This is a genomic window from Neorhizobium sp. AL 9.2.2 (genome assembly GCF_013317225.1).
In the GTDB taxonomy this organism is placed as follows: Bacteria; Pseudomonadota; Alphaproteobacteria; order Rhizobiales; family Rhizobiaceae; genus Neorhizobium; species Neorhizobium soli.
In genome coordinates, this window is the sequence record NZ_JAALXU010000001.1 from 734373 (window position 1) to 750033 (window position 15661).

General features: G+C 61.9%; 14 protein-coding genes. 9 read left to right on the top strand and 5 right to left on the bottom strand.

Features of this window, described 5'->3' with window-relative positions:
- Positions 1–223 precede the first annotated feature (223 nt).
- The 5 genes from G6K99_RS03485 (at position 224) to G6K99_RS03505 (ending at position 4458) form a co-directional block, all read left to right on the top strand.
- Positions 224–682, top strand: coding sequence for an endonuclease domain-containing protein (locus tag G6K99_RS03485; RefSeq protein WP_174195726.1), 459 nt, complete (start codon positions 224–226; stop codon positions 680–682).
- Position 683: 1 nt separating this feature from the next.
- Entirely contained in the window at positions 684–2840 is a 2157-nt protein-coding gene (gene glyS / locus G6K99_RS03490; RefSeq protein ID WP_174195727.1) for a glycine--tRNA ligase subunit beta, read from the top strand.
- Positions 2841–2900: 60 nt separating this feature from the next.
- Positions 2901–3146 (top strand): type II toxin-antitoxin system ParD family antitoxin, encoded by a 246-nt coding sequence (locus G6K99_RS03495; RefSeq protein WP_174195728.1) that lies wholly within the window; start codon positions 2901–2903, stop codon positions 3144–3146.
- A 31-nt stretch (positions 3147–3177) separates the two neighbouring features.
- Complete coding sequence (locus G6K99_RS03500; protein ID WP_174195729.1) at positions 3178–3663, top strand: DUF523 domain-containing protein; 486 nt, start codon at positions 3178–3180, stop codon at positions 3661–3663.
- Between the two features lie 228 nt (positions 3664–3891).
- Positions 3892–4458 (top strand): DUF6101 family protein, encoded by a 567-nt coding sequence (locus tag G6K99_RS03505; RefSeq protein ID WP_174195730.1) that lies wholly within the window; start codon positions 3892–3894, stop codon positions 4456–4458.
- Positions 4459–4528: 70 nt separating this feature from the next.
- On the opposite strand, the gene ubiA is transcribed toward G6K99_RS03505, so the two are convergent.
- The 3 genes from ubiA to G6K99_RS03520 form a co-directional block, all read right to left on the bottom strand.
- A complete protein-coding gene (gene ubiA / locus G6K99_RS03510) occupies positions 4529–5488 on the bottom strand; it encodes a 4-hydroxybenzoate octaprenyltransferase (protein ID WP_174196036.1) in 960 nt (319 codons plus the stop codon).
- A 129-nt stretch (positions 5489–5617) separates the two neighbouring features.
- Positions 5618–6874, bottom strand: a complete 1257-nt coding sequence (locus tag G6K99_RS03515) for a cyclopropane-fatty-acyl-phospholipid synthase family protein (RefSeq protein WP_174195731.1) — start codon at positions 6872–6874, stop codon at positions 5618–5620.
- A gap of 154 nt (positions 6875–7028) precedes the next feature.
- Positions 7029–9329: a Tex family protein gene (locus tag G6K99_RS03520; RefSeq protein WP_174195732.1), complete on the bottom strand. Its 2301-nt coding sequence runs from the start codon at positions 9327–9329 to the stop codon at positions 7029–7031.
- 223 nt (positions 9330–9552) lie between these two features.
- Between G6K99_RS03520 and G6K99_RS03525 the strand changes: the two genes are divergently transcribed.
- The 4 genes from G6K99_RS03525 (at position 9553) to G6K99_RS03540 (ending at position 13801) form a co-directional block, all read left to right on the top strand.
- Positions 9553–9768, top strand: coding sequence for a hypothetical protein (locus G6K99_RS03525; RefSeq protein ID WP_062453668.1), 216 nt, complete (start codon positions 9553–9555; stop codon positions 9766–9768).
- A gap of 81 nt (positions 9769–9849) precedes the next feature.
- Positions 9850–11121 carry a phosphoribosylamine--glycine ligase gene (gene purD, locus G6K99_RS03530; protein WP_174195733.1) on the top strand — a complete coding sequence of 424 codons (1272 nt, stop codon included), beginning with the start codon at positions 9850–9852 and terminating at the stop codon, positions 11119–11121.
- 105 nt (positions 11122–11226) lie between these two features.
- Complete coding sequence (locus G6K99_RS03535) at positions 11227–11736, top strand: plant virulence effector HPE1-like domain-containing protein (RefSeq protein WP_062579388.1); 510 nt, start codon at positions 11227–11229, stop codon at positions 11734–11736.
- 229 nt (positions 11737–11965) lie between these two features.
- Positions 11966–13801, top strand: a complete 1836-nt coding sequence (locus G6K99_RS03540) for a methyl-accepting chemotaxis protein (protein ID WP_174195734.1) — start codon at positions 11966–11968, stop codon at positions 13799–13801.
- 4 nt (positions 13802–13805) lie between these two features.
- Here G6K99_RS03540 and G6K99_RS03545 read toward each other — a convergent pair whose 3' ends face one another.
- Both G6K99_RS03545 and G6K99_RS03550 read right to left on the bottom strand, forming a co-directional pair.
- Positions 13806–14168: a winged helix-turn-helix domain-containing protein gene (locus G6K99_RS03545; protein ID WP_174195735.1), complete on the bottom strand. Its 363-nt coding sequence runs from the start codon at positions 14166–14168 to the stop codon at positions 13806–13808.
- Between the two features lie 26 nt (positions 14169–14194).
- Entirely contained in the window at positions 14195–15640 is a 1446-nt protein-coding gene (locus tag G6K99_RS03550) for an FAD-binding oxidoreductase (RefSeq protein WP_174195736.1), read from the bottom strand.
- Between the last annotated feature and the right edge of the window lie 21 nt (positions 15641–15661).

Genomic DNA, 15661 nt, shown 5'->3' on the forward strand with positions numbered 1-15661 from the left:
CTTGAGGGGGGAGGTCGCCGCAAAGCGGCGGGTGGGGGTGACGCCTGCCTCGAGCACTCTCGTGGGGTGACGCATGGCAGAAACCTCGACCCTGCCACAACCACATCCCCCTCAAGGGGGACGCGGCTCATGACTTTCTTCACCTCCCCCTTGAGGGGGAAGGTCGCCGCGAAGCGGCGGGTGGGGGTAATTGCATGCTTCGAACACTCTCGTGAGGTGGCGCATGGCAGAGGAAAAACCGGCAAAACTTCAACGCTTCAAAGTCGCCAACGCGCGTCGTTTGCGAAACAACGCGACGGATGCCGAAGCCAGGCTTTGGCGCCATCTCTGGAAGATCCCGATTGAAGGCACGCATTTTCGCAGGCAAGTCCCGATCGGCCGGTACTTCGCCGATTTCGCCTGCCACCAGATCGGCCTGATCATCGAACTGGATGGTAGCCAGCATGCGCAGGAGACTGCGCGCCGATATGACGCCGAACGGACCGCTTACCTTAAGGCGTCGGGTTACCACGTCGTCCGATTCTGGAATGCAGAAGTCCTTGACGAACTCGAAGCCGTTCTCGACACAATATTTGCCATTGTGCAGCAGCGCTTAACTTTGCTAGCAGAAGCACACGATTGTCACCCCACCCCGGACCTGCGGTCCGACCCTCCTCCTCAAGGGGAGGGTGAGGAAGAATGATATGCCCGATCTGCTCCTAGAACTCCGCTCCGAGGAAATTCCGGCCCGCATGCAGCGCAAGGCTGCCGGCGATCTGAGGAAACTCGTTACCGATGCGCTGGTGGATGCGGGCTTGACCTATGAGGGCGTTCGCGAATACTGGACGCCGCGGCGCCTCACCCTGGATATCCGCGGTCTCAACGCGCGCTCGGCCGATCAGCGCGAGGAGATCAAGGGCCCATCCACCAAGGCGCCGGAACAGGCGATCGCCGGCTTCCTGCGCAAGGCAGGCCTTGCCGATATCTCGCAAGCCCAGGTCGCCAGCGACCCGAAAAAGGGCGATTTCTACGTGGCCGTCGTCTCCAAGCCCGGCCGTGCGGCGGAAGAGATCATCGAAGCTGTTATGCCCGGCATCATCCGCTCCTTCCCCTGGCCGAAATCCATGCGCTGGGGTGCCGCCTCCATGCCGAAGGGCGTGAGCTTTGACGGCATCGAGGGCAAGGGGTCTGAAAGCCTGCGCTGGGTTCGCCCGCTGCAGTCGATCGTCTGCATGTTCGGCACCGAGCATGAAGAAACCAAGGTCATCCCGTTCCAGATCGACGGCATCACCGCCGGCAACGTCACCTATGGCCACCGCTTCCATGCGCCTGATGCCATCACCGTGCGCCGCTTCGACGATTATGTGTCGAACCTCGAAAAGGCGAAGGTCATGCTCGATGCGGACCGCCGCAAGGACATGATCCTGCACGATGCGCGTGACATCGCGTTTGCCAACGGTCTCGACCTGGTCGAGGACGAAGGCTTGCTGGAGGAAGTCTCCGGCCTCGTCGAATGGCCGCATGTGCTGCTCGGCACGTTCGAGGAGGACTATCTGGAAATCCCGGCCGAGATCATCCGTCTCACCATCAAGACCAACCAGAAATGCTTCGTCACCCGTCGTCAGGGTGTGGATGATGGCAGCCTTTCCAACCATTTCGTCCTGATCTCGAATATCGAGGCGAAGGATGGCGGCAAGGAAATCGTCCACGGCAACGGCAAGGTCGTGCGCGCGCGCCTTTCCGACGCTCGCCATTTCTGGACCCGCGACCAGGGCGACCTGCCTGATCTCGCGACGCTCGAAGCCTCGGCTGAGAAATTCGGCCTCGATCTCAAGAAGCCGCTCGACCAGCGCATGGCCAAGCTCGATGCGCTTAACGTTACCTTCCACGCCAAGCTCGGCAGCCAGGGCGAACGCGTCACCCGCATCCGCGCACTGGCAAAGGAACTGGCGCCGATCACCGGTGCCGATCCGGTTCTGGTCGATCGTGCCGCCGTGCTCGCCAAGGCGGACCTGCGCACCGAAGCCGTCGGCGAGTTCCCGGAATTGCAGGGCCTGATGGGCCGCCGCTACGCCGTGCTGCAGGGCGAGGATGCATCGGTTGCCGCCGCCATCGAGGACCACTGGAAGCCGAACGGCCCCTCCGACCGCCTGCCGGAAGACAAGGTCGGCCTGACGCTGGCGCTCGCCGACAAGCTGGACACACTCGTCGGCTTCTGGGCCATCGACGAAAAGCCGACCGGCTCCAAGGACCCCTATGCGCTGCGCCGTGCAGCGCTGGGTGTCGTGCGGATTTTGCTGGAGCGGAAGGTGCGGTTGGGGCTTCTTGCGGTCACCAAGGATTCAGATCTCCTCTCCTTCTTCCACGACCGCCTCAAAGTCTATCTGCGCGACCTCGGCGCCCGTCATGACATCATCGATGCGGTACTGACGCCGGATGCTGACGATCTGCTGCTGGTCGCCCGTCGTGCCGAAGCGCTGACGGCCTTCATCACCTCCGAGGACGGAAAGAACCTGCTCGCCGGCACCAAGCGCGCCACCCAGCTGTTGGCCGCCGAGGAGAAGAAGGGCACCGTCGTTGCCGATGGCGTTTCGGAAGCTCTCCTGACGCTCGATGCCGAAAAGGCGCTCTGGGCGGCGATTTCGCAAGCCTCGAAGGAAGCCTCCGACGCGGTTGCCAAGGAAGATTTCCGCTCGGCCATGGAAGCCCTGTCGAAGCTCCGCGCTCCGGTCGATACGTTCTTCGGGGACGTGCTCGTCAATGACGAGGATGCCGCAATCCGCGCCAACCGCCTCGCTCTCCTGAAGGCAATCCGGGAGGCGACAGCCACCGTGGCGGACTTCTCCCGCATCGTGTCCTAACCTTTGTTCTCCATCGGCTCCGTGCTATCTTCATAGCGTGGAGCCGATAGGACAACGCCCATGAATAAGCCCGTGCAGATCACCCTCGGCGAACCCTTCGCAGACTTCGTCGAAAGCGAAGTGGAAAGCGGCCGTTTCGCCTCAGCCCAGGCCGTCATCGAAGCCGGCTTGCGCCTTCTCGAGGAAGACCACGCCAAGTATGGAAAGCTGCGCGCGCTTCTGATCGAGGGCGAAAACAGCGGTCCGGCTGAGGTTTTCGATCGCGACGAATTCGTGGCACGCATGCGCGAAAACCACGGTCAATGACCGACGCCCTCCGGCATCTCGATCCATCCGCATGACACGACAAAAGATCCTCATCAGCGCCTGCCTTCTCGGCCATGCCGTGCGTTACGATGGCACGGGCAAGCCGCTCGTCCATCCCGCGATCGAGCGGTGGCGGGAGGAGGGGCGTCTGGTGACGATTTGTCCCGAGCTTGCCGGCGGCATGAGCGTGCCGCGTCCGCCAGCGGAAATCGAGAATGGAATGACGGGCGAGGACGTGCTTGCCGGCCGTGCCCGCGTGCTGGAAATCACCGGCGGCGACGTGACGGCGGAGTTTGTGGCCGGTGCCCGCCGGGCGCTGGATTTTGCCAGGCAAAACGGTTGCACCCATGCGCTGCTGATCGACGGCAGCCCGTCCTGCGGCTCGGGCTTAATCTATGACGGGTCGTTTTCCGGGAGAAAGCACGCCGGCAGCGGCGTCACCGCGGCGCTGCTTATCTCCGCGGGGATCGGGGTGTTTTCCCATATCGAGATCGACCGTCTCGCGGCACGGGTCTGATCCGTCCCGATCGGGGATCGCAACGGATCCCGTTCATCCTTCGGAAACTTAAAGCATATGCGGTTTCGCTAACCATTCAAAACGGCAGGTTTTCCTTAACCGCGATTTTTAAGCAGTCTCGAACAGCGCCCGCTTATTGTGAGCCTATCAGAGGACATAAGTCCCGCAGAGAAACGCAGCCGGAAACACCGGAAACGGCTCTCAGGTAAAACAAGGGTAGCAAAACCGATGACGAATACCGTTCTGAAGCCCGTCTGGGCAGGGTCGACATTGAGGATCGATCCGTCACGTTTTCCGCAGCAGGTCACCTATGCGATGAACGAGACGTCAGGAGATGTAACAATCACCATCGACGAGCGCGGAGCTGTTCTGCGCAAGATCCTGCCGGAAAGCGGTCTGCCGCTTTCCTTCGCTCTTCCGGCCCGCGCCTTCAAGGGTGTGGCCGCCCGCGCCATCGACCACGGTGATGGCGACGTCACTGTCACGCTTGAACTGCATCACGATGATCCGGATCTCTGCATCCCGCTTCTCGTTGCCCACGATCTCTGCGATATCGCCGCAGACTGGCGCACATGGTCGGATGCATTCCGCATCCCGATGCTGATGGTCGAAGCCGATGGCATTGCCCGCCCGCTGGAAAACCACCTCGGCGACATTCGCACCGCCGCCACCAAGCCGCGCCGCCGCCATTCCTATTTCGCAGAGCGCCGCCCGCGCTTCCTGGTCCGCCGCGCAACCGGCAGCCTCGGCGTGGTGATGAAGATCGAAGGCAAGGAAATCATCGCGCGGCGTTAAGAGACGTACTCTTAAGAACCACCGCCCGCGAAAATGCGAAGCCCGGCCGAACAGCCGGGCTTTTCCTTAGTTACAATATGAGGCCCAAAATCAGTCCGCCGAACAGAACGGCGCCGACTTTTGTATTGAACTTGAACAGTTTGAGGCACTGGTCGGGATTGTCGATATCGATGATCAGGATCTGCCAGGCGAGCATGACGGTCGCGGCGATCAATCCGACATAGGCGAAGAAACCCGCATCGCCGGCAATGTAGGAAAACAGCAGAAATACCAGCGTCAGCCCGTAAAGCCCGATCAGCCAGGCCTTGGTGTTGTCCCCGAACAGTCTTGCCGTGGAGCGCACGCCGACCAGAGCGTCGTCCTCCTTGTCCTGATGGGCATAGATTGTGTCGTAACCGATCGTCCAGGCAACGGCTGCCGCATAAAGCCATATCGGCGCCCAGGAAAGGCTGCCGAACACGCCGGCCCAGCCCATCAGCGCACCCCAGGAAAACGCCAGTCCCAGAAAGAACTGCGGCCAGTCGGTGAACCGCTTGGCAAACGGATAGATCGCGACAACCAGAAGCGACGCAATGCCGAGCAGGATGGAAAACGTATTGAACTGCAACAGCACGATCAGGCCGACCAGCGCCTGAACCGCCAGAAACACCTTCGCCTCGAAACGGGACACCCGGCCAGAGGGGAGCGGCCGCGAGCGGGTGCGCGCCACCTCATTGTCAATTTCGTGGTCGATCAGGTCGTTATAGGTGCAGCCGGCGCCGCGCATCGCCACGGCACCGATGAAGAACAGCACCAGATGCGAGATCAGCTGCCAGGGCTGGAACATGCCCTCGTCCATCGCCGCATTGGCGGCAAGGGCGGCCGACCAGAAACACGGCCACATCAGCAACTGCCAGCCGATCGGCCGGTCCCAGCGCGCCAGCTGCGCGTAGGGCCAAGCGGCGCGCGGCAGCACCTGATAGACGAAATTGTCGGATGGAGCGTCTGAGACGCGGCCGCCGAAAGCATCGGAATTTGGTTTGTCGGTCATGCTCGAAGTCATGCCCGCAGCGGTGGAAATCGTCAAGCGGGAGGATCCGGACAGGGTGGTGCGGCCCGCCGCGAGCCGTCGCCGCCAGCCGATGATCTTTCGCATCGACCCCGCTCAGCACGTCCTGCCTTACCCTGCAATCTGCTCGAGCGGCATGCGGCCCTGTTCGAATGCGTAGAGCTCGGCCTCCCGCTCATAGATATAGTCGCGATTGTCCGGTACGGCCGTCCGCTTCTTGACGATCTGGATCTGGAAAATGTGAAAGGCCTCATGGGTGAAGGCCATTTCCGACGCGGCCAGATAGAACTCCCACATTCTCGCGAAGCGTTCGTCATAGAGCGCGATTGCCTTGTCCCGGTTCGCCATGAAGCGCTCGCGCCAGTGCCGCAGCGTATGCGCGTAGTGCATCGGCAGGATCTCGATGTCGGAAACCAGTAGTCCCGCTTTCTCGATCGCCGGCAGAACTTCCGAAAGTGAGGGAATGTAGCCACCCGGAAAGATGTATTTGTCCATCCAGGGATTGTTATAGACCGCCGGGTAGGGCTGGCCGATCGAGTGCAGCACCATTACGCCGTCGTCGGACAGCACGTCGGTGACCTTGTTGAAGAACTTCCGGTAGTTCAGCCGTCCCACATGCTCGAACATGCCCACCGAGACGATCCGGTCGTAGCGCTGGTCGGCGGGAAGGTGATAATAGTCCTGCAGCTCGAAGCGTACACTGCCCGCAAGCCCGCGTCGTGCCGCACGCTCTTTGGAAATCTTCAGCTGTTCGGTGGAAAGCGTGATGCCGGTTACGTCGACGCCGGACGATTCCGCCAGATACATCGCCATGCCGCCCCATCCGGAGCCGATCTCCAGGGCTTTGTGCCCGGGTTCTGCCAGAAGCTTTGCCACGATATGACGCTTCTTGGCGATCTGGGCCTCATCCAGCGAAATACCGGGCGGGTTGAAATAGGCGCAGGAATATTGCCAGTCCTCGTCCAGAAACAGCGCGAACAACCGTTCGTCGAGATCATAATGGTGGGCGACGTTGCGGCGGTTGTGGTTGATCGGCACACGATTGCGAAACTGCGATGCGATTATTCTGCCAAGGCTGCGCATGAGGATCTGGAAGGTCAGTCCTTCCTTCAGCGTGTTGTCCTTGATGAGCGCCAGGAACTCGTAAATGTCGCCCTGTTCGACGATGATCCGGCCGTCCATATAGAGTTCGCCGAGCTGCAGTTGCGGATCGGAAACCAGCGCCTTTTCGGCCGCTTCATCGGTAAAGCGGATTGCAACGGTCCGTCCGCCGCCGCTGCCGTAATAGGTTTCCCCGCCAGATCCGCGGACGATGAGAGTGCCATTTCTGATGATCTTGGAAAGCAGTCTGTGAAGGGACAAGGTCATGGACCCACTTCCTGAACACGATGGATGCCTTGCTGATCATCAAAATCTACCGTCTTTCAAGTCAACTGCAAGCGCAAAAAAACGCAACTGGAAGTAGCTCCGTCGAGCCAGTGGTCAACGGAGTGCTTTCGAGGTTATCCAGGGCGTCGCAGGCTCAGCGGCGCTTCATAGCTTCGGCAAGCGCTGCACCGAACGCGCCCTGAGATGGCTTGCTGTCGGTCTTTGCAAACTTCGGATTGACGGGCTTGTCGCGATCACCGCCGCGGGGGCCCGGAGGCGGGGCTTCGCCGCCGTCCTTGCGCATGCTGAGCGCGATGCGTTTGCGCTTCACATCTACCTCGACGACGCGTACCTTCACCACGTCGCCGGCCTTCACCACCTCATGCGGGTCTTTCACGAACTTGTCCGCCAGCTGCGAGACATGAACCAGCCCGTCCTGATGCACGCCGATATCGACGAAGGCGCCGAACGCCGCCACGTTGGTGACGGTGCCTTCCAGCTGCATGCCGGGCTTGAGGTCGGTGATCTCGTCGATCCCGTCCGCAAAGGTCGCGGTCTTGAAGCTCGGACGCGGATCGCGACCGGGCTTTTCCAGTTCCGCGATAATGTCTTTGATCGTCGGCAGACCGAACGTGTCGTCGATGAACTGGCGCGGATCGACAGATTTGAGTGCTGCGCTGTCACCCATCAGGGAACGCAGGTCGCGGCCGCAGGCGGCAACGATCTTCTTCGCGACACCATAGGCTTCCGGATGCACGGAAGACGCATCGAGCGGTTCCTTGCCGTTGACAATGCGAAGGAACCCGGCCGCCTGTTCGAACGTGCGGTTGCCGAGCCTTGCGACCTTCAGGAGCTCCCGGCGCGTGGTAAAGGCACCGTTCTGGTCGCGATGGGCGACGATCGCCTCGGCAATCGATTTGCTGAGGCCCGACACGCGCGACAGAAGCGGTGCCGATGCCATGTTGAGATCGACGCCGACGGCATTCACCGCGTCTTCGACCACGGCTTCGAGCGAACGCGACAGCTTGTTCTGATCGACATCGTGCTGGTACTGGCCAACGCCGATCGATTTCGGCTCGATCTTGACGAGTTCGGCCAGCGGATCCTGCAGCCTTCGGGCAATCGACACGGCACCGCGCAGCGACACGTCGAGGCCGGGGAACTCGTCTGCTGCCGCCTGGGATGCCGAATAGATCGAAGCGCCGGCCTCCGACACGATCACCTTGGTCGGTTTGGCTCCCGGCAGGTTGGCCAGCATGTCGGCCACCAGCTTTTCCGTCTCGCGGCTGCCGGTGCCGTTGCCGATCGAGATGAGCTCTATCTTGTGTTTGGCGATCAGGCTTGCGAGTTCCGCCTGGGTGCCGCGCACATCGTTGCGGGGCGGGAAGGGGTAGACGGTGGTGGTTTCGAGAAGCTTGCCGGTGGCATCGACGATCGCCACCTTGACGCCGGTGCGGATGCCCGGATCGAGGCCCATCGTCGCGCGCGAACCGGCGGGAGCGGCCAGCAGCAGATCCTTCAGATTGCGGGCAAACACATGGATCGCCTCTTGCTCGGCGCGTTCACGCATCTCCCGCATCAGGTCGAGCGAGAGGGAGACAGAGAGCTTCACTCGCCAGGTCCAGCCGGCGACCTCCATCAGCCAGCGGTCGGCGGCACCCTTGTCGCTGATATGGAAAGCAAGCGCGATGATCCGCTGCGCCGGCTTGATCGGCGAGGTGTCGTCTGCATCCACCTCGATCGTCAGCGTCAGGAATTCCTCGTTCCAGCCGCGCAGCATGGCAAGCGCACGGTGTCCCGGCGTGGTGGCCCAGCGCTCCGTATGCTCGAAATAGTCGGAGAACTTGGCGCCGGCTTCCTGCTTGCCGGCGACAACGCGGGCTTTCAGCACCGCACCGTCGCGCATGTGCTGGCGCAGCCGCTTCAGCAGGTCGGCATTTTCCGAGAATGCTTCGGCGACGATATCGCGCGCGCCGTCCAGCGCAACCTTCACGTCGGTCACTTCACCTTGCACGAATGTCTCGGCCAGCTTGGCCGGATCGAGCGTGCGGTCGGCCCAGATCGCATCGGCCAGCGGACCAAGACCGCGTTCGCGGGCGATTTCGGCACGGGTGCGGCGCTTGGGCTTAAAAGGGAGATAGAGGTCTTCGAGTTCGGCCTTGGTCACCGCCTTGCCGATCTTCGCCGCAAGCTCGTCGGTGAGCTTGTCCTGGCCTTTGATCGAATCGACGATCGATGCGCGGCGTGCTTCCAGTTCGCGAAGATAGATCAGCCGTTCGGCAAGGTTGCGCAACTGGGTGTCATCCAGTCCGCCGGTCACTTCCTTTCGGTAGCGCGCGATGAAGGGCACGGTCGCGCCCTCGTCCAGAAGCCCGATTGCGGCAATGGCCTGGTCCGGGCGGGCGTTGATTTCCGCAGCGATCACGGCGGCGAGAAGGCGGTTTTCGACGGCCATGCAAGTCCTCGTTGGATAGGAGGCGAGACCATAGTCAAACTTTGCGGCAAGACAACCGACCATCGGAACGGTTCACAGCTTACCCAGGCAGTCGTCTCGGAATGGGGCGTTATTTACCGGTCGGTAACCGCGAACCGGTGGAAAAAGAGATGACACCTTCTCGCATTGTGCCAGAATCCTATAGTTGCTCCTGCCACATGATTTGGCGTGTAAGGAGGTATGAATGCCTAGCAAAATAGCCCATATACTGGCGTCCGACGATGCCGTTGGCTCCGAAGAACTGGAGGCGGCGATCATCTATCTCGACGAAAAACTGCAGGACGCGGCGCGGCGCAACGAGCCTGTCCCATTTCTGGCCTTTCGTAACAAAGTGATATTCAAAGCAACGTTGAGATTGCGCAGCGACAGTTTTCGTCAGCAACCGGACCGGCCGTCTTGAATGCCGCTTTTGCCGGCGAGACTTGACCTTTTCCGTCCCTCGCCTTAACCGCCAGCACAGATGATAAATCGAGGGCGGCAGATGAAGGTTCTTCTTATCGGCACGGGCGGTCGCGAACATGCGCTGGCATGGAAGCTTGCCCAATCACCGAAACTGACGAAACTCTTTGCCGCTCCCGGCAATCCCGGCATGGCCGAAAATGCCGAACTGGTCGCGCTCGATGTCGACGACCATGAGGCGGTCCTTGCATTTTGCCGCAGCGAGGCCATCGATTTCGTGGTCGTCGGCCCGGAAGCGCCGCTGGTCGCCGGCATTGCCGATCGCATCCGGCAGGCGGGCATCGCCGTCTTCGGCCCGTCCGCCGCCGCCGCCCAGCTCGAAGGGTCCAAGGGCTTCACCAAGGATATCTGCGCCCGCTACAATATCCCGACCGGCGCCTACCAGCGCTTTACGGACGGCACTGCTGCCAAAGCCTATGTCGAGGCGCAGGGCGCTCCGATCGTCGTCAAGGCCGATGGTCTGGCGGCCGGCAAGGGCGTCACCGTCGCCATGACCGTGGAAGAAGCGCTGGCGGCGATCGACGACTGTTTCGATGGCGCCTTCGGGGCCGCCGGTGCCGAGGTCGTGGTCGAAGCCTATCTCGATGGGGAGGAAGCAAGCTTCTTCTGCCTCTCCGACGGCAAGACGGCGCTGGCATTGGCAACCGCGCAGGATCACAAGCGCGTCGGCGATGGCGATACCGGCCCCAACACCGGCGGCATGGGCGCCTACTCGCCGGCCCCGGTGATGACGCAAGAGATGGTCGAGCGCACCATGAAGGAAATCATTGAGCCGACCATTCGCGGCATGGCGGAAAGCGGCTATCCGTTCACCGGCGTGTTCTTCGCAGGCCTGATGATCACGGCCAAGGGGCCGGAACTGATCGAATACAATGTCCGCTTTGGCGATCCGGAAACCCAGGTTCTGATGATGCGGCTGAAGAGCGATCTGCTGGAGATCCTTTACGCCGCCGCCACCGGCACGCTCGACGAGGTAAAGGCGGAATGGAGCGACGATGTGGCGCTCACCGTCGTCATGGCCTCGAAAGGTTATCCGGCCGCCTATGACAAGGGAACGCCGATCGCCTCGCTGCCATCAGCAGGCGAGGGCGAGAAGATCTTCCATGCCGGCACGGCGATGAAGGATGGCGCGCTGGTCGCAACCGGCGGCCGCGTACTCAACGTCACCGCGACAGGCAGAACGGTTGCGGAAGCCCAGGCAAACGCCTACCTGCTGGTCGACGCGGTGGACTGGGAAAATGGCTTCTGCCGTCGCGACATCGGCTGGCGCGCCATCGAGCGCGAAACCCGTTAGAGACGGTTCAGCAGCCGCGGTTTCGTTCAAAATTTACCAATTCTCCTGACGGGTTGGAAACGAAGCATTGCTATAACTTGCCGGACCAAACTCGGGAGTCCGGCGATGCATCGCGTTCTGATCACGGCAGCAACGGTAGCCGCAGCACTGCTGGCCGGCGGCGCCCAGGCGTCGTCCGTCACCGCAACCAATGGCAGTCAGAAATCCTCGAGCATCGTATCGTGGCATTGCAGCGACTGCGAGCCTCCGGCCGCAAAGCCCGATCTGTCCAACTACAAGGTTCCGGTCCTCGAGCCCGGCACACAGAAGACCGAGATCATCGAAATCAACGGCGAAAAGCGTCTTGTCCGCACCGAAGCATGGTTCGGCGGATCGCCTGTCGTCTTCGTCGGAAAAGTCCCGGCCTGGATGGATGCCGGAAAAACCATTGCGAACGTGCCGGCGCCGACCTCCACCTCGTTCGAAGAGATGATCGAGAATGCGCCACCGCCGCGCGATGGCATCGATCTGGAGGCCACCACGAGCGCTGTTGCGCCAGCCCCTCAAGTTGCGGAAGCCTCGGCGAAACCGATCACTTTCGAAGACTTCAGCCTCAGGCTGAAACGGGCTGAATAAACAGTCAGCAAGTCGTTGCAGGCAGTCAAGAAAAGGCCGCACAGTTACTGTGCGGCCATACGTTTTTCTGCGTTATTGTGTGATTAAATAATTATTTATGCATCGCTCATATGGTCGTTGCACTGCAATCATTGCAGACGACATGGTGCAGAATGTGCCGCCTCCCACAAACATCATTTTTCCCAAGGTGCGGCCTACGCGGTCGCTGCCGGTCACACGTGAGCGGACCATGAAGAACCTCAAAATCTCCCACCAGCTGCTGCTGCTCGTGCTTTTGCTGATCGCCGGCTTTGCCGCTGCCACATACATGCAGCTGCGCACGTCCACCCAGGCGATCTACGCCGAACGTTACGGCATGCTGCGCACGCAGGTGGAATCCGGCATCGGTATCTTCAAGCGTTTCCAGGCTCTCGAGGCCTCCGGTGCGATGGGTCGCGAAGAGGCGCAGAAGCGGGCGTTCGAAGCCGTGTCGGCCATGACCTTCACCCCGGACGGCTACCTCTTTGCCTATGACTACGATGTGAACATGCGTGTCCATCCGGATCCCAAGCGGCTCGGCCAGAGTTTCAAGGGCAAGCCGGACAGCCAGGGCTTCATGTACCGTGACGAACTGGTCAAGATCGGCCGCGCGGGTGGCGGCACCGTCGATTTTCTCGGTCCCAAGCCTGGTCAGGAAGGCGATAGCTTCCTGAAGAGCTCCTACGCGCTCGCCTTCGAGCCCTGGCAGCTGGTTCTCGTCACCGGCGTCTACGTCGACGATCTCCAGGCGCAGATCCGCAGCGAAGTCTTCAAGGCGCTGTCCTTCGGCTTCGTCATCCTGCTCCTCGGCTCGCTGCTGGCCTTCGTCGTAATCCGCAACATCTCCGGTCCGCTCGGTGCGATCCGTCAGGCGCTGAACGCCGTGGCCGACGAAGACGTGACGATGCAGATCCCGCACACGGACATGAAAAACGAAGTCGGCCTGATGGCCCGTGCAACGCAGGCGCTGCAGCAAAAGGTGCGCGAGCGCCATGCCATGCAGGAAAGCCAGCAGCGCCAGCAGGAGGAGCTCGACGGCGAACGCCAGCACAATCTCGACATGCAGCGCGACGAAGCAGCGCTTCAGGCCCGCGTCGTCTCGACGATCGGCTCGGCGCTCGAACAGCTCGCCAAGGGAGATCTGACGGTTCGCTGCGGCGATCTCGGCACCCGCTACGCCGGTCTGCGCGACAACTTCGACGAAGCGCTCGGCCATCTCGAAGCGGCGATGTCCAAGGTTAACGACAAGGGCATCGACATCGGCGGCTCGAAAGAAGAAATCCGCCGCGCTTCCAACGAACTGTCTCAGCGGACCGAACGCCAGGCGGCCAACCTCGAGGAAACATCCGCCGCACTTGACGAACTGACCGTCGCTGTTCGCCAGACCGCCGACGGTGCACGCGACGCCGCCCAGCGCGTCACGGCTGTCAGCACCGAAGCCAATCGCAGCGACGCCGTCGTCGAGGAAGCAATCGGCGCCATGAGCGGCATCGAACAGTCCTCGGCGGAAATCACCAAGATCATCGGCGTCATCGACGAGATCGCCTTCCAGACCAACCTTCTGGCCCTCAATGCCGGTGTCGAAGCGGCCCGCGCCGGCGAAAGCGGCAAGGGTTTTGCCGTCGTCGCCCAGGAAGTGCGCGAACTGGCCCAGCGTTCGGCCGCCGCCGCCAAGGAGATCAAGGAACAGATCTCCCGCTCGTCCGGCCAGGTCGCAAACGGCGTCCGCCTCGTCGGCGAGGCCGGCCAGGCCCTGAAGCGGATTTCCGATCAGGTGAAGTCGGCAAGCGACATCGTCGGCCGCATCGCCCATTCGGCAGCCGAACAGGATACGACGCTGCGCTCGATCTCCTCGTCGCTTAACATGCTCGACCAGGCCACCCAGCACAATGCCGCGATGGCCGAAGAGACGACTGCCTCCGCCGAGGCTTTGTCTGCCGATACGGAAGAACTGCTCAACCTCATCCGCAGCTTCCGCGTCAGCGGCACCGGGCGTCAGCCGGGCGCTCTGCAGGGCATGGGTGAACGGATGCGCCGGGCGGGCTGATCGCTCAGTCGGCCTTGTCGCTACCGGCGGCCCGGAATTGCGGGTCCGTCACACTATCAAGCCAATCGAGGTCGGGTTGCACTGCAGCCCGACTTTTTGCTTCCATATCCCTGTAGCGGCCAAGAAGCTGCTGGCCGAATTCGGTCAGCCCCGAACCGCCGCCAGACTTGCCGCCATGCCGGGTCGAGATCGAAGGCTCCAGAAACATCCGGTTGATCTCGTCTGCCAGCAGCCAGGCGCGCCGGTAGGACATGCCGATCGCCGCTCCGCCGGCACGGATCGAGCCGTGCTCTGCAATCAGTTCCAGAAGCTGCGCCTTGCCGGGCCCAAGCCGCACGCCGTTTTCCAGATCGACGCGTATCGTCATGTTTGGCAGGTCCGGAGACGGATCGCTCATGGCAATGCCACGACCTTGCCGGGGTTCATGATGCCTGCCGGATCGAAGGCGTGCTTGATGCGGCGCATCAGGTCCATTTCGATCGGCGAGCGGATCTGCGCAAGCTCGTCGCGCTTCAGCTGGCCGATCCCGTGTTCAGCGGAAATCGAGCCGCCCGCGGCAAGCACGATCCCGTGGACGATGGCATTCACCTCCCGCCAGCGGTCGATGAAGGCTGCCTTGTTGCCTCCCATGTCGTTGCTGAGCGGCTGGGAGATGTTGTAGTGGATATTGCCGTCGCCGAGATGGCCGAAGGCGCAGATGCGGGCTCCGGGAACGGCGGCGAGAACCGCCTGCTCGGCTTCCTCCATGAAATGCGGGATCTTCGAGATCGGCACCGAAACATCGTGCTTGATCGATCCGCCTTCAGGCTTCTGCGCATCCGACATGCTTTCGCGCATGTGCCAGAGCGCCTTTTGCTGCGCGACCGACGAGGCGATCACCGCGTCGATGACCAGTCCGGCCTCGAACCCCTGTTCCAGCAGCGCCTGCACCATCGTGTCGGCGGTTTCGGCGGCGTCGGAAGTCGAGATGTCGATCAGCGCATACCATGGGTAGGGCTCAGACAGCGGGTCGCGCACGCCCTCGATATGCCGCGTCGTGAACTCGATGCCGATCCGTGGCATCAACTCGAACCCGGTCAGCGCCGTGCCGCAGAGGTTCGATGCCTTTTGAAACAGCAAGAGCGCATCGGCCGGCGAGGCAAGCCCGGCAAGCGCCACCTGGTGTCCGACCGGCCGCGGATAAAGTTTCAAGACCGCGCCGGTGATGATCCCGAGCGTGCCTTCGGCGCCGATGAACAGGTCGCGCAGGTCGTAGCCGGTATTGTCTTTTTTCAGCTTGCGCAGCCCGTCCCAGATCTCGCCGGTCGGAAGCACCACTTCCAGGCCTAGGCAGAGCTGGCGCATGTTGCCATAGGCAAGCACGGCCGTGCCGCCGGCATTGGTGGAAAGGTTGCCGCCGATCCGGCATGAGCCTTCCGACCCGAGCGACAGCGGAAACAGCCGGTTGACCTCCTCCGCCGCCTTCTGCACCTCGGCAAGGATGACGCCGCCATCGACAACGATCACGTTTGCCATCTGGTCGATCTCGCGGATGCGGTTCATCCTTTCCAGCGAGATGATGATGTCGGATCCGCCGCTGCGTGGCGTCTGGCCACCGACAAGACCCGTATTGCCAGTCTGCGGCACGACGGCCGTCCCGGTCTCGCTGGCAAGCTTCAGGATCGCCGAAACTTCCTGCGTCGTGCCTGGCTTGAGAAGGAGAGGGGACGCGCCCTTATAGAGCCCGCGGTTTTCGACGAGATGCGGCGCAAGCTCCACCGGATCGCTGACCGCATGCGCAGCGCCGACGATCGCCGTAAACCGGGCAAGTAGATCCGGGGAAGGGAGAGGCATGTCCATGGCGTTTTCTCCTGGGCTTGT